The 21,582-nt window shown below is 47.0% G+C and carries 14 protein-coding genes and 1 tRNA gene; 11 read left to right on the forward strand and 4 right to left on the reverse strand.

Annotation, left to right across the window (positions count from 1 at the left end; translation table 11 throughout):
- Window positions 1-119: 119 nt before the first annotated feature.
- Both ASG89_RS16145 and ASG89_RS16150 read left to right on the forward strand, forming a co-directional pair.
- Entirely contained in the window at window positions 120-1,358 is a 1,239-nt protein-coding gene (locus tag ASG89_RS16145) for an EAL domain-containing protein (protein ID WP_162259706.1), read from the forward strand.
- A 32-nt stretch (window positions 1,359-1,390) separates the two neighbouring features.
- On the forward strand, window positions 1,391-4,690 hold the full coding sequence (locus tag ASG89_RS16150; protein WP_057311726.1) for a response regulator: 3,300 nt from the start codon (window positions 1,391-1,393) through the stop codon (window positions 4,688-4,690).
- Between the two features lie 159 nt (window positions 4,691-4,849).
- Here the strand turns inward: ASG89_RS16150 and ASG89_RS16155 are convergent, their stop codons facing one another.
- The 4 genes from ASG89_RS16155 to ASG89_RS16170 all read right to left on the reverse strand — a co-directional run bounded on the left by ASG89_RS16155 (window position 4,850) and on the right by ASG89_RS16170 (window position 8,028).
- Window positions 4,850-5,167 carry a DUF5658 family protein gene (locus ASG89_RS16155; RefSeq protein ID WP_063867944.1) on the reverse strand — a complete coding sequence of 106 codons (318 nt, stop codon included), beginning with the start codon at window positions 5,165-5,167 and terminating at the stop codon, window positions 4,850-4,852.
- 201 nt (window positions 5,168-5,368) lie between these two features.
- Window positions 5,369-5,440 (reverse strand) — tRNA-Lys (locus ASG89_RS16160).
- 145 nt (window positions 5,441-5,585) lie between these two features.
- A complete protein-coding gene (locus tag ASG89_RS16165) occupies window positions 5,586-7,142 on the reverse strand; it encodes an ABC-F family ATP-binding cassette domain-containing protein (protein WP_057311728.1) in 1,557 nt (518 codons plus the stop codon).
- Between the two features lie 142 nt (window positions 7,143-7,284).
- Window positions 7,285-8,028 (reverse strand): spermidine synthase, encoded by a 744-nt coding sequence (locus ASG89_RS16170; RefSeq protein WP_057311729.1) that lies wholly within the window; start codon window positions 8,026-8,028, stop codon window positions 7,285-7,287.
- Window positions 8,029-8,398: 370 nt separating this feature from the next.
- Here ASG89_RS16170 and ASG89_RS16175 point away from each other — a divergent pair, with 370 nt between their 5' ends.
- The 9 genes from ASG89_RS16175 to ybaK all read left to right on the forward strand — a co-directional run bounded on the left by ASG89_RS16175 (window position 8,399) and on the right by ybaK (window position 21,574).
- A complete protein-coding gene (locus ASG89_RS16175; RefSeq protein ID WP_057311730.1) occupies window positions 8,399-12,016 on the forward strand; it encodes a glycoside hydrolase family 44 protein in 3,618 nt (1,205 codons plus the stop codon).
- Between the two features lie 22 nt (window positions 12,017-12,038).
- The gene (locus tag ASG89_RS16180) at window positions 12,039-12,758 is read left to right on the forward strand and encodes a stalk domain-containing protein (RefSeq protein WP_057311731.1); all 720 of its coding nucleotides are present in this window, start codon (window positions 12,039-12,041) and stop codon (window positions 12,756-12,758) included.
- Window positions 12,759-12,945: 187 nt separating this feature from the next.
- Window positions 12,946-13,905, forward strand: coding sequence for a carbohydrate ABC transporter permease (locus ASG89_RS16185; protein ID WP_057311732.1), 960 nt, complete (start codon window positions 12,946-12,948; stop codon window positions 13,903-13,905).
- On the forward strand, window positions 13,902-14,747 hold the full coding sequence (locus tag ASG89_RS16190) for a carbohydrate ABC transporter permease (protein WP_057311733.1): 846 nt from the start codon (window positions 13,902-13,904) through the stop codon (window positions 14,745-14,747). Before ASG89_RS16185 ends, ASG89_RS16190 begins: the two co-directional genes overlap by 4 nt.
- An 81-nt stretch (window positions 14,748-14,828) precedes the next feature.
- A complete protein-coding gene (locus tag ASG89_RS16195; RefSeq protein WP_057311734.1) occupies window positions 14,829-16,598 on the forward strand; it encodes a sensor histidine kinase in 1,770 nt (589 codons plus the stop codon).
- Complete coding sequence (locus ASG89_RS16200; protein WP_057311735.1) at window positions 16,576-18,183, forward strand: response regulator transcription factor; 1,608 nt, start codon at window positions 16,576-16,578, stop codon at window positions 18,181-18,183. The genes ASG89_RS16195 and ASG89_RS16200 overlap by 23 nt, the downstream gene beginning before the upstream one ends.
- 172 nt (window positions 18,184-18,355) lie before the next feature.
- A complete protein-coding gene (locus tag ASG89_RS16205) occupies window positions 18,356-19,684 on the forward strand; it encodes an ABC transporter substrate-binding protein (protein ID WP_057311736.1) in 1,329 nt (442 codons plus the stop codon).
- A 207-nt stretch (window positions 19,685-19,891) separates the two neighbouring features.
- Window positions 19,892-20,875 (forward strand): aldo/keto reductase, encoded by a 984-nt coding sequence (locus ASG89_RS16210; protein ID WP_057311737.1) that lies wholly within the window; start codon window positions 19,892-19,894, stop codon window positions 20,873-20,875.
- A 225-nt stretch (window positions 20,876-21,100) separates the two neighbouring features.
- Complete coding sequence (ybaK, locus tag ASG89_RS16215; RefSeq protein WP_057311738.1) at window positions 21,101-21,574, forward strand: Cys-tRNA(Pro) deacylase; 474 nt, start codon at window positions 21,101-21,103, stop codon at window positions 21,572-21,574.
- Window positions 21,575-21,582: the final 8 nt, after the last annotated feature.

The raw sequence follows: 21,582 nt of genomic DNA on the forward strand, positions 1-21,582 counted from the left end.
AATTCATAAGATTTAAGGAAGTGTGCTAATAAGTGGAAAGTATACTAGTGATATAAGTAAGAATGGCTTGAAGAGGTGGCGGGGGAATGAGTTTGGCAGGCAGGTATGGAGTACTAGTAGTGAGTAGGTTGGAACGAACGCAGGGGGTCATTGCGACTATATTGAAGCAGGATGAACAGCTTGTACTGTCAGGAGTTGTAGCAGATGGCAGTGCTGCATTGGCAAGCGTATATCGTGACAGGCCAGATTTGATTCTCATTGATATGGACTTGCCTGATCTGCTGGGACTTTCAGCACTTCAACTCATCATGGACCATAGTCCTATTCCTGTGATTATACTGAGTACACTTACATCAGAAGGCTCGGCTCAAACGATCCAAGCGATGCGTTTTGGGGCAGTCGATTATTTCCATAAAGAGATGCTAGTTTCGGGTTTGGAGGGGGAGGGGGTAGTCACCTATTTCCTCGAACGTTGCAAGCTTGCTGTTCAAAATGGGGTAAAAGGCGTATATCCCGCAAGCATGCAAGCTGACGGATACGTAGACAGCTCTCAGCCTTGCGCTCCTTTAATTAATGGCGCCTTGCTGCAGAGACGGATGGATATTGAACTATATCTTCGCCATGCCATCTCGAAGCAAGAATTTAACCTTGTCTATCAACCTGTTGTTGATATCAATACGAATTGTGTCGTCGGCTTGGAGTGTCTTCTTCGTTGGGACAATGCTGACGTCGGTTACGTGCCGCCTTCGGAATTCATTTCGATTGCAGAAGAAAGCGAGCTTATCAACGAGATTGGGGAATGGGTACTGCGAGAAGCTTGCAGACAGAACCGGAAATGGCAGCTCGCGGGTCTTCCTCCCATGTTTGTAGCTGTCAATTTATCGCGTAAGCAGTTCAATGATTGTCGGTTAAGTGGAACCATTGCGGCGATCTTGGAAGAGACAGGTTTAGATCCCAAGTTCCTAGAGCTTGAAATTACAGAGAGCTTAAGTGTAGATGCCAGACTAGCCGCGGATACGCTAGGGAAACTCAAAGAGCTAGGACTCCGTATTGCCATGGATGATTTCGGTACAGGCTATAGCTCGCTTGGCTACCTGCGCGATCTTCCAGTGGACAAAATGAAAATAGATAAATCCTTTATTAAAGGGTTACAACATGGCCAAGTGAACGCGATCATCGTAAGCACCATGCTCTCAATGGCGAAGCAATTGAACCTCTCTGTGGTTGCAGAAGGCGTTGAAACCGATGAGGAGCTGCAGGTGCTGCGCGAGTATGGCTGCCGCTTCGTGCAAGGCTATTATTTTAGCAAACCAGTCGAAGTTAGACATATAGAAGAAATGTTGTATCAACTAGCCTAGATGAAATGATAGAATGATGAAGGATAAGTTAAATGGGTATCCTCACAAGAGTCAGAAATGGGTTGGTGATTACTCTGTTGCGTTATTTGATTATCAATTTTGCGTTAATAACCGTCTTTGTCGGATTTGTAGAACACTTCCTTCTCCTCATGAAGCTTGATCAGAGGCCAGCCTGGCTAAATAAAGTCTACATAGGTCTGGCACATGGGGTGCTTGTGGTCGTTCTGATGAATTTTACTATTCAAATGGAACCACAAGTCAGTCTGAATTTCCCTGGTGTCGGTTTGCTGCTGGCTGCTAATATGGGAGGCATGATTTCTTTATTCATTACCTTTAGTAGTTTATGGCTAGGGAAGTTCATCATGGAAGGTACGATTTCTTTACCGCAGCTTCTGATTGGCCTTGCAGCAATTACAGGAACAGGTATCCTATTTGCCAAAATAAACGCCTATTGGAAGAAATGGTTATATGGATCTACGTTCTTCTTTGTTTTTTATTATGTCATGGCTTGGAAGGTGTTCGGTGAGTTGTCACTCGCCATCTTTTGGAAATATATCAGCTATCAGTTGATATGCGTCTTTGTAATCGCTTGCTTCTTGCGCTATTTGGTTCGAAATCGGGAATATAAGGGGCAGATTCGACAGGTTGAGGAAGAACTGCTAGATATGCTGCGCTTTCAGCCAGGATTTACGTTTAAGCTCCATAAACATCGCGATGAATTCGTGTATATCGTTATTGAAGGACAATTGCTGCAGATGCTAGGCCTGAAACCAAGTCAGTTTATTGGCAAGAAGATAAATGAAGTGAATGTATTTAACGAATCCTTTCAGGCTCGTATCCAGCAATATTATGAGAAGGCTTGGCAGGGGGAACGTGTTAATTACGAGTATGATTATAACGGCTTTACAATCCTAGTAAGTCTACAACCCATCTATAAATATGGTCATGTGATTGAATTAATCGCTTCTGCTTGTGATGTTACGGAGCAACGCGCTGCTTTAATTAAAGCAAGAGCTAGGGATGAACAGTATCGGACCTTGGTAGAAAACTCAGAAGATTTTATTTTTCGCTTTCAATTGGATGGTACAATTGCTTCGTCCAATAGTAAGATGTATCTGACGTATCAGCTGGATGCCGACCAAGTGAAAGGTAAGCTGCTAACAGAATTAGTCCAAATGGACGAGCCGGAGACATGGGAAACAGGGTTCGAACAAACCATTCTGGAGCGGAAAACGCAACAGTTCGGTATTCACCTCCTGCATCCGGATGGGTCCGAGCATGCTTATAATGTGACATTGTCGCCTCTATTCACGGAGGGAGAGAAAGAAATTGATGGTGTAACGGGGACGGTACACGATATCACGGATCTGAAGAAGCGGGAAGAAGCGGACCAGTCCAATCGGGCCAAAAGTGAGTTCTTAGCTAGGATGAGTCATGAAATACGTACGCCATTGAACGGAATCATCGGTTTGTCTCTGCTTTTACAAAGGACTGAGCTATCTACCATTCAGCAAGATTATTTAAGCAAAATTGATTCCTCCTCTAACGTATTGCTTGCTACGATTAATGATATTCTTGACTTCTCGAAGCTTGAAGCGGGTAAGATGACACTAGAAACGGTAAATTTCTCTCTGGAGGCATCCATCCAAAAGGTAGCTGATCTTACGAGTGTATCGTTAGGTAAGAAACGCATCGAGATTTTACTCGAAACGTCAGAGGACCTGCCTGATCTCGTCAGTGGTGATCCGTTTCGCTTAGAACAAGTGCTCATTAATTTAACGAATAATGCCATTAAGTTTACGAAGAAGGGCTATTTGAGATTGAAAGTTGCACTAGAGGAAAGATTAGATGAGGGATACTTGCTCTCGTTCGCCATAGAGGATACGGGCATTGGAATCTCTAAGGAGCAGTTCTCGAAGCTCTTCGTTCCGTTCTCACAAGCAGATACGTCGATGAGTCGGCGATATGGGGGGACAGGATTAGGGCTTGTGATTTGTCAGCATTTGGTGCAGTCCATGGGAGGTGTCTTGCAAGTTGATTCAACCATTGGTCAAGGCAGCCGATTCTATTTCAACTTAATGCTAGGGAAAGCGCGTGCCGAAGAGGACATGCAGCCTACTATCGTGCAGACGGAGCTTAGTTCTTGTCAAAATCAACGAATTCGGATTGCCGAAGACCATCCTCTTGTTGCGAGGCATATCGCTGAATTACTCGAAGCGATGAACATGGAGACAGATTATGTAGCGACAGCGTCGGAATTAGTGGCTGCGTTAGAAAAAGATGCGTGGGACGAATCGCCTGTCGATTATGTGCTGCTCGATATGCAAATGGAAGATCTCGAGTATCAAGATGGGTTAGAACGAGTGATCGCACCTATTGACCGTTCGCGTACGAAGATAATCGCCTATACCACACTGGATGGCAGGGAGCAGATGTCAGTGCTGCCGGAGGCTTTGTTAGCTGATGTTGTGCTCGTGAAGCCAGTAAGCAGAGCGAATCTGAAGTTGGCTATCGAAGGATTAGCTGAGAGGGGCATTCGAACGGTTGCAGCGGAAGCTAATCTGATGACTCACACAGAAGTGGAGCAGGTAACGGAGTCCAAGGGGAACATTCTCGTGGTAGAGGACAATGAGATCAATCAGCTCGTCATCTCTGAGCAATTGAAGCAACTGGGCTATCATGCAGTGATCGCACAGAATGGCCTTGAAGCTTTAGATGTAGCTGACAGTCAGCCATGGAAGCTGATTCTCATGGATATCCATATGCCAGAGATGGATGGCTATGAGGCCACACAGAAGCTGAGACAGCGCAAGCATTTGAATCTCGTGCCGATCGTAGCACTCACAGCGAATATGCTTATGCAGGATCGCATGCAGCTGCTGAAGCTGGGTATGAATGATTTACTCATTAAACCGATTACGATACGGCAGCTAACAGATATGTTAGGCAAATGGAATCAATTGAGCTTGTTCAACCAATATCCAGGTGTTAGCGTCGAGCAATTACTGGGGAATATTGATCAGAAGCTGCATATTTTCCAATATATGATGGGGAAATTTAAGCAGGAGTATCATAACTTCTATGATCAGCTGATCCCATTTATAGATCGCGGTGAGCTCGTTGCCGTTAAAAGGAGGATCCACACCCTGAAAGGGATCGCAGTGAACTTCTATGCGGATTCGCTTGTGTCGGAGGTGCTCGATATGGAGAAAGAGTTAGAGAATGGCCTCCATCCACAGGAAGTCGTACGTATTCTGAAGCAAATTCAGCATGAGATCGACGGAATTCTTGGACAGGGCAGTCACACCATTGTGTTAAGTGAAGTTAACTGAGTGTGTAGCAGATGTTGAAAACGAAGCGGACCAAGAGGCCTGATGTTAACGTTGATACCGAGTAAGACGGTCGACGTACATCAGCCTTTATTGTTCACCATGATAAGGCGGTGATATGTCCCCATAAACACTTGGATATATCTAAGAGCGCTGCGTACACTATGCAGGACCTGCGAGGTACGTTAGCCCATAGGAGAGCCAGACGAAATGATACACATTGACGGCTGCATAAACGATAACGGTGAGGGTTAAGCAGGGCTGGACCCAAAGTTTCTGACGAATATAGGGATAGATGAGCATTAATGCGAGAGGGAGTATAAGCTTTACGAGATAATACGCGATGATGTGCCATTCGTAGAGATGGCGGATGAACGGATTAGCCTCTTGAATGAGGGCTAGCTGCAAGCCGATATCGGTGAATAGCGCGTCGAAAAAGCAGAGAATGAGCAGTAATACCAGCAGTTTGCTCTTAAACATGAATCGAAAAACAAGCATACGGTTCCTCGCTTTCCGTGGCTTCTTTCGGATGCTTTCACGAGCATCGGGCAGGTCAGAGGTGATGAGGACGAATCTCGCCCTTGATACATAATGTATCATTGAGAATGCAGTTTGTCCAGTTCACAGCCCTGTAAAAGAAAATCCCCCTGCGATCCGATACAGATCAAGGGGGATTCATTATAGGCCCGGTGGGGGTCGAACCCACAACCTACCGGTTAAGAGCCGGTTGCTCTGCCATTGAGCTACGGACCTAAGATTTACTAATTGTAACACGCTGCGTTAGATAGGGTCAATCTATTTTCCCAGAGTCTGCCACTTAATGTGCCCCCCCGGCTACTTGAGCAAATAAAGAGCTTACCCCACACCAATGGGATAAGCTCTTTAAGATACGTGTGGTTTAGAATACTTTCGTCGTCCACGACTCACAGTTCCAAGTCTCTGTCACAACATCGCGGTAGAAGTCGGGTTCATGGGAGATCAGAATGATGCTGCCTTTGTACGCTTTCAGTGCACGCTTCAGTTCTTCCTTCGCATCGACGTCCAAATGATTCGTCGGCTCATCGAGTACGAGCAGGTTGGTTTCACGGTTGATCAGCTTACATAAGCGGACCTTCGCTTTCTCACCACCGCTGAGCACAACAATCTTACTTTCGATATGCTTGGTCGTTAGGCCACAACGGGCTAGCGCCGCGCGAACCTCGAATTGATTGAGTGAAGGGAATTCGTTCCACACTTCATCAATACACGTATTGTTGTTGGATTCCTTAATTTCCTGTTGGAAGTAGCCGACTTGCTGGTTCTCGCCTTTATGCACGGAACCTGACAATGCAGGAATTTCGCCTAAAATACTGCGCAGCAACGTCGTCTTACCGATACCATTGGCACCGACGAGGGCAATTTTCTGACCGCGCTCCATGCGTAGGTTAAGGGGACGGGATAATGGTGAATCGTAACCGATAACCAGATCTGTCGCTTCAAAGATCAGCTTGCCTGCCGTACGTCCTTCTTTGAAGTTGAACTGCGGCTTCGGTTTCTCTTTGGCAATCTCAATGACTTCCATCTTGTCGAGCTTCTTCTGTCTGGACATTGCCATATTACGTGTGGCCACACTCGCTTTGTTACGTTGAACGAAATCTTTCAACTCAGAAATTTCCTGCTGTTGGCGCTTGTATGCGGACTCCAGCTGGGACTTTCTCATTTCGTGAACTTCTAGGAAATGATCGTAGTCCCCAACATAGCGGTTCAGTGCTTGATTCTCCATATGGTAGATCAAGTTGATTACGCTGTTCAGGAACGGAATGTCATGGGAGATGAGGATGAAGGCATTCTCATAATCGTTCAAATAACGCTTCAACCATTCGATATGCTGCTCATCCAAATAGTTCGTAGGCTCATCGAGGAGCAGGATGTCTGGCTTTTCCAAAAGAAGCTTCGCCAGCAACACCTTCGTACGCTGCCCGCCGCTCAAATCGTTCACGTCTTTATCTAAGCCGATATCTGTCAGACCCAGACCTCGGGCCGTTTCTTCGATTTTGGCATCGATCATGTAGAAATCTTGATTCGTTAGTGTATCTTGAATCGTTCCTACATCCTCGAGCAAACGCTCCAGCTCTTCAGGCGAAACGTCGCCCATGCGGCCATACATATCGTTCATTTCTTGTTCCATATCGAATAGATACTGGAAAGCGCCTTTCAACACGTCGCGCATCGTCATGCCTTTGCTAAGTACCGCATGTTGATCGAGGTAACCAACGCGCATGCGCTTGGACCATTCGACTTTCCCATCGTCCGGCTGCAGCTTACCGGTAATGATGTTCATGAAGGTAGATTTCCCTTCACCATTTGCGCCAATAAGTCCGATGTGCTCGCCTTTCAACAGGCGGAAAGATACATCGTTGAAGATCGCGCGATCCCCAAATCCGTGACTAAGTCGTTCTACGTTTAATATGCTCATGAATGACACCTTTTCTATTGAACTTTTTTGTTAAACGGATACCGTCTTGTGAAGACGGCACAGCCGTTTATCCCTGGCTTCTTACATTTTATTATAAACGATAGGGGGCAAACAACTCCCCCAGGCCAATAAAAAAAGGAAATTAAGCTTCATCCATCAGGATATGCCCATAGCCTGGCTCTATTTCGACGAAGCCAGCCATATGGCGCATCTGGCAGGTGATCGGTTTATTTTGACCCATTAGGATCATATTCTGCAGATCGCGGCGTCCCTCGGAGGGGAGGGCGTAAGCTTTAACGTAGTTAAATACTTCGCTAAGCGTTGTGTGAATGGCTGTGAGAAGCGGGTCGTGCGCACCTTTCCCCGTTAGGTTCAGAAGAATAGCGCCTTCGGCGTCGAGTTTTTCTTGAACGATTTGGAAAAAGGTTAATGACGTTAACGGCAGCGGTGTGCCCTTCTCGGTAAAAGCATCGACAAGAATATAATCGTAGGTGTCTGGAGGCTCATTGGTCAGGAGCTGTCTGCCATCACCGATGTGCACATTGTCCTGATTGTAGCCGAAGTAGCGCCTGCTCAGCGCCACGACATGTTCATCCAACTCGGCAACGGTGAAACGTTTCTCTTTCAGGTGGGAAGCGATCGTGCCGATCCCGTGACCGATGAGGAATACACGCTCAAAGCTGGGGGAATTAACCTGCATGAGATGAATCATAGCTCTTGGATATTCGAAAAGTATACGATCAGGGCGCTCCAAATCCATCGCACCTTGCATGGCCTGATTGGAAAACTCCAAAATGCGGAAGATCCCTTTTTCATCTGAAAAGGTGTCGGTGTCGTAAATTGAAATGTCATGGTGGGCGGTTAGTTCCTTGTATAGCACGTTCAACGATCCGGTCTCCTTCGATACTAAGTATAAGTATGTGGACAGTATATCATAGCGAAGTTAATTGCGTAGCAGACATAGGGAATCGATTGCCAGGGCGATTGATTGTGTGAAAGCTATGACAAGTCATTATGGTATTCATGACAAGTCATTATGAAATTCGTGACGGTTCACTGTGGTTTATATGCATCCAAAGGTTGAGAAGAGCGTCGCACACAGCGACGCTTTTCCCTGTATTTCACCTGACGAAGTCATAAATGTTCATGACCTGGTCAGGTGAAATACAGGAAGTAAGTCCCTATCCTATGCCTTGCGTTATTGCTGATAATGAATGGGATTAGCGCAATGTTATCCAAGACGAGGAGGTAGTAAGGTGAAACAAGGTAGATTTAAAAAGGCTGCTGCTGTGAGGCTGGCTTTGGCTATAGCGCTTGTTTGGACCGGATCAAGTTCAGGGGCGGACATAGGGAGGCTGTCAACGGCAAATGCCGCAGGGACGCCGGCGACATTAACGGTATATGACGATAAGCTGGGGAGTTCCTTCGCTGATTACAGCTGGGCGGGCCATAGCTTAAAGGAGAAAAAGACGGTCCACACGGGCAGTCAGGCTATTCGTATGAAACCAAATCATGACGACGGGCTGTATTTGTATAATGACCGTATTATTCAAGTGTCTGATTTCCCCGTGTTGGAATTGTGGTTGAACGGCGGGAGTGCAGGCGGCCAGAAGCTAGAGCTTGTCTTCAATGCTGGCGGGGAACAAGTGGCTTCCATTCCTTTGAACGAAACACTTTTTGGGGCAGGGACATGGCAGAAGGCAACCCTCGATCTAGGTAAGCTGAACATTCCGAATGGCATATGGGATGGCCTTCTCATTCGTGGTACGACAGAGGGACAGCAGCCGGAGGTATACATCGATGATATTGCCTTAACAGGTCGTGTCTCGGAGCCGGAGGATACAGCTGTTCTCACCGGTATTTCAGTAACGCCGTCCCGTCTGAATTTGCTAACGGGGCAAACAGGGAATCTCGCGGTTAACGCAGCGTATTCCAACGGTACTTCGGCTCCTTTGACACAAGGGGCAGTCTGGAGCTCATCGGACCCTACCGTGGCATCGGTGGCTAACGGCACGGTTAGCGCGCTAAAAGCCGGCTCTGCGGTGCTATCTGCGGTATATGGCACAGCTCGCGCAGAGGCAACAGTACGGATCTCAGAGATCGCGCCACCTCCTGTTCAAGATGGCCAAGCGGCAATGACCATTTATGAAGAAGGGCTGAATGACATGTTTCAGGATTACAGCTGGGCACCGCATAGCCTGAACGATGCTTCTGTTGTTCACACGGGAACTCAAGCGATCTCCTTCAACCCAAGCGGTCAAGGAGGCTTGTACCTGTATAAGGGGGATGGAGCGGTTCAGGTGAAGGATTACGACCGTCTCGAATTCTGGATTAATGGAGGAGACTCGGGTGCACAGCAGTTGGAACTGGTGTTTAACGCTGGTGGTCAAGCTGGAGCAAGGGTAAATATCGGAAGTCTGATCGAAGGAGGCAAGATTCCGGCTAGTGGGTGGACGAAGGTCCAGATTCAGCTGCCAGAACTTCAAATCAAGGATCAGTTATTCGATGGTTTGCTATTTAGCGGCTTAAGTGAAGGTGAGCAAGGTACCGTATATCTCGATGATATTCGCTTGCTAGAGAAGTATGTCGCGCCTCCCGCATTGGTGGAAGGCGTTCTATCTCAATACGGAATGGTGCTAGCTCCTGGCGACAGTGCGAAGCTTACCTACGAGGCACGTTATTCTAATGACACAAGTGCTGTTGTGAGTGACCAAGCGACATGGACTACGAGTGATCCTGGTGTCATCACCGTAGACAAAGGTGTTTTGAAGGCTGCAGGAAGCGGCTTGGCGAAGATAACGGCTGTTTATGGCACAGCATCAGCTTCCATGTACGTACAGGTCGTTCCAGTCACACCTGAGGCGATATATCAGGACGGATTGGCGGAGGGCTACAATACGTGGAGTTGGGGAACGAACAATTTCGACAACGTGCAGCCGACGGCTTCAGGAACGAAGTCCATTTCCTTTTTAGCCCAAGGGTATGACGGTATTTGGTTGCATCGCAACATGAAGATGGATCTCGATCATTACTATGGTTTAACGTTGAAGGTTCACGGCGGCTCCGTCGGTGGACAGAAGCTGCATGTGAACTTGATGGACAATCGAAATTTCGTCGGGGAGCTGGATCTTGACAGCGTACTGCCAGAAGGCGTTCCGGCGAATCAATGGACAGAAGTGAAGTTGAAATTTGCTGATCTGGGTATCCGTGAGCTAACGTTCGATGGCGTTGTCGTATCGGCATGGGGCGAGCATGATCAAGGCATGGTTTACTTCGATGACATCAGCATGCTGAAGACGACATCGATCGTTAGCTTGCCTGATCCAGAGCTTCCATCCGTCGGAGTCACGATAGACTCAACGAAAGGGCGTCGCGCTTTAAACCCTGGTATCTTTGGTGTTAATTTCGAGGATGCCCCTTGGGAAGGCCATTCCACGATGAATGTGCCAGTTAAACGCTGGGGTGGGAATGCAATGACCCGCTATAACTGGGAGATTGATACGACCAACCGTGGTGGTGACTGGTACTTCCTGAACATCGCCAATGATAACGCGGAACCGTCGAAGCTGCCGAACGGTTCCTTGTCCGACCGCTTCATTCAGGATTCCATCAACACCGGAACAGAGGTCTTACTCCAGGTGCCGACGATTGGTTGGACACCGAAGAGCCGAGATACGAGCTGGAGCTTTTCAATAAATAAGTATGGTCAGCAGCAAGGGAACGAGTGTGATTGGCACGAAGCTTGGTGCCGCAAAGATGCCGGAAATGGGAGAAATAAGGATGGCAGTTATTTGACCGGTAACGATCCTAGGGATGCTTCCAAGCAGGTCAGCTATGATTTCGTGAAGCGATGGGTCCAACATCTCCAGCAACGCTTCGGTACTTATGTGCATAACTATGCGCTCGATAATGAGCCTATGCTGTGGCCGCATTCCCATTGGGATGTTCACCCGCAAATGACCACTTATGATGAGGTTTGGAATTATACGCAAGGCTATGCTCAGGCGATCAAACAAGCAGATCCTGAGGCCAATATCTTCGGTCCGGTTCCATGGGGCTGGTGTGAGTATTTCTACTCGGCGAAAGATGGTTGTTCGCCTGGCAAGGATATGGAGGATCATAACAACAAGCCTTATTTGGAGTGGTTTTTGGGCAAAGTGGAGGACTATCGTTTGCAAACTGGTCAACGATTGGTTGACACGCTTGATATTCATTATTACCCGGCTGAAAATAACGTTGCGTTCTCAAGCGATGAATCCAAGCTGATGAGAAAGCGTCGCTTTGACTCCTTGAAGTCATTGTATGATCCGAATTTCACCGATCCGTCTTCATGGATTCAAGAACCCGTGAACCTGATACCACGGATGCATGAACTCATTGCGAATAACTCGCCGGGGATGAAGCTTTCTATCTCCGAATATAACTTCGGAGACGGAACAGGTATTGGCAGCGGACTTGCGCAAGCAGAGGTGCTTGCCTTATTCGCCCGCGAAGGCGTCGACTATGCGATGCGCTGGGGTGCGCTTCTGGGCAATACGCCACTAGAGGACGCGTTCAAGTTGTACTTGGATTATGACGGTCAAGGCAGCCGCATTGAAGGTGAAGTTGTCAGTGCAGTGAGCTCTAACTTGAATACGATAGGCGCTTATACGATTGTATCGCCACAAGGCAAGCAGTACGTGCTGCTGTTCAATAAGGATACAGCCCCGCGTGAAGCCAAGCTACAGTCGGATCTATCGCTGAATGCAGCAGCATCTGTCTACCGGTTTGATGCACAGAAGCGTCTTGCCCCAGCAGGAACTGTTCAAGGAACAGAGCAAGGTCTCTCAGTAAAGCTGCCGGCAATGTCGGCAACATTAATTGTCATACCGTAAACTAGCGAAGGAGGAACCATAGATGAATAAACGTTTGCGAAACAAAGGAATCGTCATCTCCACACTAGCCGTTATGTTCACTCTCTTTTTGACGCAGCAGAGTTTAGGGGCAGGTTCATTAACGGAAATTAAGGTTTTTATGAACACAGGTATTAAGATTATGTTGAACGGTAAGCCCTTTGAACCTATAGACAAGGATGATGGCACGAAGCTTGTACCGATCACGTACAGAGGTTCAACTTATCTACCGATGCGGGCAGTAGCCGAAGCTGCAGGGATACAAGTGACTTGGGACGCTCAAACCGAAACGGCCTATTTGGGTGAAGTTGGCGGTAATGTGACTCAGAATTCGATCAGCTACATCAAAGCATCACCGGAATTTGTCTACAATGGGAATATCACGTATCGCTTAGCAAGCAGAACACCAGAGGAGTTAACAATAGCTGACGGAACTACACTGAACTATGGGTATGTGACGGGAGGCAGTCGTTCGGTCAATTTGGAGGTCACTACAGATTTCCAATACGATAAATTTAAAGCTAAAATATGGGCGTCAGATACCCTGACTAGCGATGATTTGCAGGTAAAGATCGTGGATGAAAATAATGTGACTGTGAAGGAAATGAAAGTAAAGTCAGGTAAAATCACAGAGTTGGAGCTAGGTGTCAAAGATACGAAGGCCCTTCGGATCTATGTGCAAGGGGATAGAAGCATTGTTGGTGAGCCGATGTTAGGGAAATAATCATTCATTGACGATCCAAGTATGGCTATAGAAAAAACCTCCTCAGTCTAATAGGCTAGGAGGTTTTTTCGTCTGGGTTGTGTTCGATAGGGATGAAGTTGTGTTCAATCCTCTCATTTTCTTGGGGGGAGGGCTCTTTTATACTAATGATAGATGAAATTACTATTAGAAAAGGGTGAGCCCCAATATGCGTACACAACCTACGCCAAATTCCAGTAAGCAGGCACAAAAGCGGTTCTCCGCCTTTCATTGGAAGGGCCGCTGGGAATCGCCTGTAGCAGGGTATTTGTTCATCTCCCCATGGCTGCTTGGCTTCTTGCTCTTAACCTTATGGCCGATGATTCGATCGGTTTATTATTCCTTTACTAAGTTTACTCTGCTGGACGCTCCCGATTGGATCGGCTTGAGAAACTATGAACGCATCTTCGCCGACGATGAAACGTTCAGGCAGTCCCTCACGGTCACGCTGTTGTTCGTTGTTATCTCTGTGCCACTCAAACTGGTGACTGCCCTGTTGGTTGCGATGCTGCTCAACAAGAACATCAAGGGTATTTCCATTTACCGTACATTTATTTATTTGCCATCACTAATCGGAAGCAGTATTGCCGTTGCGGTTCTATGGAAAAACATTTTCGGGATCGACGGTTTTATCAATAAGTTTTTAGGCATTTTCGGAGTAGAAGGGATCAGTTGGATCAGCAGTCCTGGTACAGCGCTTGGCACGTTAATTATTCTGGTGGCGTGGCAGTTCGGCTCTTCGATGGTCATTTTCCTTGCAGGGTTAAAACAAATTCCCTCGGAGCTTTATGAGGCTTCTTCTGTCGATGGTGCGTCAAAGTTCAGACAATTTTTCAACATCACGCTGCCTATGCTTTCCCCGGTTCTGCTGTTTAATCTGGTGCTGCAGACGATTGGTTCTTTCCAAATGTTCACGCAGGCATTCATTATTACAAAGGGTGGTCCAATCAACTCTACGTATATGTATGCACTGTATTTGTACGAAAGAGCTTTCGCCCGCTACGATATGGGCTACGCTTCAGCACTAGCCTGGATACTGCTTGTTATTATCGGCATCGCGACTGCCCTAATCTTCGCATCATCCCGTTACTGGGTATTCTATGAGACAGAAGGAGGCCGTAAGAAATGACACTAACACAACGCCGGACTCTCGGCTCCCATATCTTCTTGGCCCTATTCAGTATCGTTATGGTATATCCCATCTTGTGGTGGGTTGGCGCCGCATTCAAATCGAATGATGAGATGAGCTCGCCTAATTTGTTTCCGAAGGTATGGCTGTGGAGCAATTTCACCGACGGCTGGGTTGCGCTTCCGAAATTTACGTTCACGCACTTCTATATTAACTCCTTCGAACTTACCGCAGGTGTGCTAGTTACATCGGTGCTTTCTTGCAGTCTCGTCGCATTCGGCTTTGCCCGGCTTGACTTCCCGCTCAAAAATGTCTGGTTCTCTATCCTGATGGTTACGTTAATGCTGCCTAGTCAGGTGACGTTAGTTCCGCAGTATATTATGTTTAATACATTCGGCTGGATTAATACGTATCTGCCGTTCTACGTCCCGCATGCTTTAGCGGGCGGTATTGGTGGACCATTCTTTATTTTCCTGCTTATCCAGTTCATTCGCGGACTTCCGAAGGATCTGGATGAATCGGCCAAAATCGATGGTTGCAGTTGGTTCGGTATTTACTGGCGTATCATCCTGCCACTTACCAAGCCTGCATTAGTCACAGTAGCAATCTACTGTTTCCTATGGAACTGGGACGATTTCTTCGGTCACTTGTTGTATATCAACTCGGTGGATAAATATACGGTAGGGCTAGCGCTCAAATTGTTTGTAGATAGTCAATCAGCCTTGCCTTGGGGGCAATTGCTGGCGATGTCACTCCTATCCATCGTTCCTTCATTAATTATCTTCTTTATGGCTCAGCGCCATTTTGTAGACGGCATTGCGTCAGGTGCAGTGAAGGGGTAGAATTTGGAGAGTTGCTTGAAAAGCTGCGATATTGTGCAGCTTTTTTGGCTTTTAGGATCGCCGCTTGAGAGGAGAGTCTGGATGAACTTATTCAAACGCGTGCGGATTGACCGCTTGTTCTTCAGGAGCTTCGCTTCTTTCTTATCGCTCTTGTTGCTCGTCTTTACGTGGATCAGCTACAGTATGACCTCCAGGGAACTGGCGAATACGTCATCGTACTATCAGCGGGATATGCTCAATGAATTGAACAAACAGATTGACATCCAGCTTAAATCGATCGAGCAAATGTCGCTGGCGGCTTCCCGAAATATGAATACGATTGGTTACGATCCCTTTGAAAAGGATTTGCTACAGAAACATATTCGAAGGGAAGATATGCTGCAGATGTTGGCTAGGATCACCTATAGTACGACGATGGTGCAGTCTATTTATTTATATTTAGACAATCCATCTCAGACGGATCCCCAAGCTCCTGTGCAAATTTTTGATATGAAGCATGTTCGGGATGAGCCCTGGTATCCAGAGATTCAGAAATCAGATTTCGCCTGGATCGGGGAACGGACGCTCCCAACGAACAAGGGGCCACAACAATTTATCAGCTTCGCCCGCAAACTATATAACAATTCGGACAAATACTATGGGCTGCTGATGCTCAACGTGAAGGCTTCCGCAATCGAAAGTATGGTTCGCGGGGAGTCCGAGGGTAGAGAGAAGAATCGGTTGCTGTTGGATGCCAGTGGCAGGACGATCGCTACGATTGGAAAGCCGACTTTGAGCGAAGATGAACTTGGGCTAATCAGCAGCAAGGACATCGCATCGAATTATATACATCTTCCCGACGAACGAGGCGATGGAGCTCTACTCGTATGGAGCAAAGTGCAATCAGATTGGATGTTAATTGAAATCACGCCATGGAGAGACATTGTACATGGTAGTATCCGCCTGGCTTATATTCTAGTCTCCGTCGGTCTGACGGCCATTTGCATCACTGCCTTCTTCACGCTGTTCCTGTCTAGGCAATTCACGAAGCCGATTCGATTACTGCTTGCGCGAATGGGACGTGTGCCAGCGACAGGGTCTGGGATGGATCTGGATTTGCCTACCGATTACGAGAACGAGTTCGGGAGCTTATTCAATGGTTATCGCCGGCAAATGGAGCGAATTGAAGAGTTACTGCAGTCGCTTCAATCCCAGCATAAACGTAAGCGAGAAGCGGAGATACTTGCGCTGCAGGCGATGATAAATCCCCATTTTTTATACAACACGTTGGATCAGTTGAACTGGATTGCTATTGATTCTGGACAAGAGAAAATCAGTACGATCGTATCGTTAATGGGCAAAATGTTTCGTATTGGCCTTTCCAATGGAGAGACGGTCATTCCAATTCGGGATGAGCTGACACATGTAGAGTGCTACCTGCAAATTCAGAAGATTCGCTGGGGAGAACGTCTCACATACAGCATTGAAACGGAAGAGGAACTGAAAGATCTGTATATTTCGCGTTTAACGATACAGCCGTTTGTAGAGAATGCGTTTATTCATGGTTTTCATGGCAGAAGGGCTGGGGAGGTTCATATCGCCCTTAAGCATAAGGAGAACGAACTGGAAATTATCATTACCGATAATGGTGTTGGACTGCAGCCAGGTTGGGATGTGCCGAAGCCGCGTAAAACAGGGGGCTATGGGGTTAGGAATGTCATGGATAGAATAGCTGCCTATTTCGGTGAGCCATATGGAGTTACTATGCGAGACAGAGATGAGGGAGGAACGGAAGTGATCCTGCTGCTGCCTGTTCTGCGCAATAAAACAGAAGTGGAGGAAGCATTTCATGTGGAGAATACTTATCATTGATGACGATTTTCAAGTGCTAGAAGGGATGAAGAAATCGATCCCCTGGGAGCGGTTGGAGGCGGAATGGGCAGGAGAAGCGATGGATGGGAAAGAGGGGCTCCTGAAGGTAACGGAAACGAGCCCAGATATTATCATTACCGATATTTATATGCCGGTGATGAATGGACTTGAGATGATCGAACAGCTGAAACAAGTGGGATTTCAGGGTGAAATCATCATTCTTAGTGGATATTCCGATTTTCAGTATGCCCGCCAGGCATTGCGATTGCAGGTAAACGATTACTTGTCGAAGCCGGTTACGATGGATGAGTTGGGTAGTGTGCTGGAGCGAGTAATCAGCGAACTGGAAGCTAAGGAACTGGCGAAGCTGGAACAAGAGGAGACGCAGCGGAGGTTGATGATGTACGAGCCCTTCGTGCAGAAGGAATGGCTGAAGTCTGTCGTCACGGGCACACTCGGGCGGACTATGGCGGAGCAAAGTATGGAGCCTATCGACGATAAAGCGTGGCTAAGACAGAAGCATCTAATTATGGGCATCGAATTGATGGGGACTATCCGAGTCTCGAACCTGACTTTAACGGATTGGAGCTTGTTTCGTTTCGCTTTGGCTAATATCATCTGTGAAGTGCTGGAGCAGGATTGGCCGCAATCTGAATTCATCGAGCTGCATAGCCATCATGCTGCTATTGTCTTTCATATCCCTTTAGAACAATCGGACGCAGAGGCCCTAGCTCGAATTAGACGTATTGGGGCGTACATCACGGAATGCACAGAGACCTATTTGAAGCTGAGTATTCGTATCGGAATTGGAAGTGTACAGGCAGACTGGCGTAAGCTCTCCAACTCAACAGAAGAGGCTTTCCTAGATCTGCTGCAGCAAACGCTGAATGGAGATCAGGGTACTCGCTTGTCTAAGGATGCGGCGGCGTCCAGTTTCACAATACGACCGATCAAGTTCTATCAAGAACTGGCAGAGGCTATCGTATACGCGAAAGAGGAGGAGACGCTGGCAATTGTTGACGCCTATTTGGCGCAGCTCCGTCAGATGCCTTCGGTTACACCTATGTATCTACAATACTTAAGCTCGGAGCTGTGGACGATTCTCGCATATTCGTTATACAGCACTGGCGTAGTGTTAGACGACCTGTTCCCCGGTTTGCCGGCAAGCCAGGAAATAACGAAGATCCAGACGATCGACGAACTTCGCGATTGGCTTGAGATTAAAATCTCCGGCATCTCCTCACAACGTGGAGGGAGCGAACATTCCAAGCATAAGGAAGCCATTGATTTCATGATTCATTATGCGCATGAGCATTATGCAGAGGACATCGCATTAGAGGATTTATCCAAGCAGCTGTATCTAACCCGCAATTATTTGAACCGGATGTTTAAGAAAGCGACAGGGGAGACCTTTACGAACTATTTGATCCGTGTACGGTTGGAGAAAGCCAAAGTACTGCTGGCAGAAGGCAAGCATATGATTTACGAAATATCGGAAAAGGTAGGATACAAAAACGTGGCTTACTTCAGTTCCATTTTCAAAAAACATTATGGTATGAACCCCAGCGAGCTAGGCAAGAAATAAGTTGTGCTCGATTGTGGTAGAGATGTGTTCATTACCCTTATTTTGAATGTGTCCTTCGGTTTATATAATGAGGTTATAAGCGTTGCTGATGAATGGAGTTGCGACAGTACCTTCGTTCCTTTTATCGGAAAGCTTTGACACATGGACCTGAATACGGGAAGGGGTTAACAGAATGATGAATAAACAGATAAAAAGATGGGGTTTACTGACAGTTACAGCGCTAACAGCTGTAAGCTTGACCGCTTGCGGTAGCAATACGACGACTCAAACAACCGAAACAGCCAAACCAAGTACAGGTGCAGCAGCAACAACCGCAGCGGTCGATAACAAGCCGGTGAAGCTGCGCATTGTATGGTGGGGCTCACAAGCTAGACACGACGCTACTTTGAAGGCGCTGGATGCGTATACGAAGAAACATCCGAACGTCACCTTCGAACCGGAGTTTTCTGGATTTGATGGATACGCAGATAAGCTGGCTACACAAGCAGCAGCGAAGAATGCGCCTGACATCATCCAGATGGATCCAGCATGGCTAGCCGAATATAGCGGCAGAAACCAGCTAGTAGACCTGTCCAAAGGCATCAATACGGCGGATATCGATAAATCGTTAGTCGACTCCGGTAAATATAAAGACAAACTGTATGCGATTCCACTAGGAAATAACGCTACGGGCATGTTATTTAACAAGAATGCCGTGGACAAACTTGGCATTACACCTCCGGCCAATGGTTGGACATGGGATCAATACTTCCAATTTGGTAGGGATGCGAAAGCGAAACTGGAGAAAGATAAATATGCGTTAATGGATGCGACGAATGATTACACCGTTTATGCTTCCTACCAGACTAGCCAAGGCAAAGGCTACCCGGTTACTGTCGATGGTAAATTCAATTTGGACAAAGATACGTATATCACCTATACGAAGAAATATGCTGACCTTCGCAAAGAAGGCGTTGTTCCTCCGGCGGATATTGCAACGACAGATAAAGAATCAGATGCAAAGATGGATTTGATGAATAATGATACAGTTTTGATCAAACGGAGTTTTGCGGCTCTGTTGCCTGGTTATGAAGGCGTGAAGCCGGGAACATATAAATTTGTTACGCAACCTAAGGGTGCGCAGGCCAGTGGCTTTTTGAAACCGTCCATGTTCTGGTCGATTAGTGCAGATTCCAAGAGCGTTGAAGCGTCCAAGGCGTTTATTGATTGGTTTGTAAACGATACCGAAGCCGCGGATATTTTAACGACAACGCGTGGTGTGCCCGTTTCCAAAAAGGTGCTCGACTATTTGACTCCGAAGCTGACTCCTGCAGATAAACAACAAATCGAGCTGATCAAGAATGTAGCTCCGGATGCGCAGCCATTCAACCCTGGTGCTAAAGGTTGGAGTAACTACACAGCGAAGGATTTTAAGGATATTGGTGAGAAAATCATGTTCGGCAAAATTACGCCAGAAGCGGCGTATGATGAATTGGTGAAGAAAGCGAAAGATTACCAATAAATGATTGGCGTAAATTGAAGTAAGACAGCTATTATCCTTCAGCAATTCATGAAGACTCAGGCCGTCGAGATGTTCTCGACAGCTTGAGTTTTTCTCGTTGATTACAGCTCAAACCTTCCCCCTCGCTTGGATGGGGAGATTCCAACTTATATCGTGTATAATCGATGGGAGAATCACATCATAGCTAGCGAGGAATAGGTGAAACGAATGGTGGGGAAAGCAGTACTTCGGCAGATGGGGAGCTCAACGTTGGAATTGTCGCCACTAGGTCTTGGCTGCTGGCAATTCAGTAACGGTCAGGGGATGGTCGGCAAGTTTTGGCCAGTGCTGAAGAAAGAGGATGTACGCAGCATTGTTCAGACCAGTCTCAAAGGTGGGATCAATTGGTTTGATACAGCGGAGGTCTACGGACAAGGACAATCCGAGCAAATGTTGGCAGAAGCGCTGCGCGAAGCGGGTCCTTTGGCTGACGGAGCGCATATCGCGACGAAATGGTGGCCGTTGCTTCGCACGGCGAGCAGCATCACGAGTACGATCGATGAGCGAATTCGTTTGCTGGAGAATCGGACGATCGAGTTGCATCAGGTGCATCAACCTTTTTCATTATCATCTGTTCGGGAGGAAATGAAGGCGATGGCAGGGCTCGTGAAGTCAGGTCAAATTAAGAACGTAGGCGTCAGTAATTTTTCTGCGGATAAAATGCGAGAAGCCGACCGCGTCCTCCGCGAGCACGGACTTCGCCTCATTTCCAATCAAGTGAAGTATAGCTTGCTAGATCGCAGGATTGAGCACAATGGGATCATGGATGCTGCCAAGGAACTTGGTGTCGCGATTATCGCGTACTCTCCGCTGGAGCAGGGGATCTTAAGCGGCAAGTTTCACAAAAATCCAGAGCTGGTGAAAGCGATCAAAGGTCCGCGTAAATTCACATCGGCTTTCCGTGCTTCGGGGCTGCAGAAATCGAGGCCGCTGATCGACAAGTTAGATGAACTCGCGAAGCTATATGATGCATCACCAACGCAGATCGCGCTGAATTGGCTGATTCATGCGAATGGGGAGACGGTGTTCGCCATTCCAGGCGCGTCGAAAACGCATCACGCAGAGGAAAATGTGAAAGCGATGCAGTTCACCTTAACAAAAGAAGAATTGAAGCAGATCAGCGATGTTTCAAACCGGGTGCTGGGCAAATAAGCGGATGGCAATAAGCTGTTATGTAAATGTAACAAGATTGAAATCTGAATTTCAGGTAGATTTAAGGAAACAAGCCTATACTAAATCTCGACCCCCTTTTAAATATATATAACTTGAGACTCGCGGCCCGTTGCTGTGGGTCATTTTTTTTGTTTACCCTTGCGAACAGGCCTTGATTAGGTAAAATGGAACCATACGTTTAGCATATCGGAAAAAGGTGAGAACATGGTGAAGACAAATGCTTGTCGCAAATTAGATTCGCTCAAAATTCCCTATACGTTGCATGAATACGAGTGGGATGAAAATCAATTAGATGTCCGCACGGTGGCCGAAAAGGTTCATTTGTTAGTTAGTCAACTTTATAAAACATTAGTTTTAAAAGGGGATAAAACGGGGGTAATCGTTGCCTGCATCCCTGGAGATCGTGAGCTTAATTTAAAAAGTTTGGCGATCCAAAGCGGTAATAAAAAGGTAGAAATGGTTCCTGTAAAGGATATTCAGAATCTTACGGGATATATAAGAGGCGGTGTCTCGCCGCTTGGTATGAAGAGAAAATATCCGTTCTTCTTGGATAGTTCCGTGACAATGATGGAGCTGGTCAGCATTAGTGCAGGCCGTCGTGGGCTGCAAATATTTATAAGCGGTGCTGATTTAGTTAAAGCTTCTGAGGCAAATCTTGTGGACATAACAAGTACATAGCTACCCGC

Source organism: Paenibacillus sp. Soil766, from assembly GCF_001428105.1.
In the GTDB taxonomy this organism is placed as follows: domain Bacteria; phylum Bacillota; class Bacilli; order Paenibacillales; family NBRC-103111; genus Paenibacillus_E.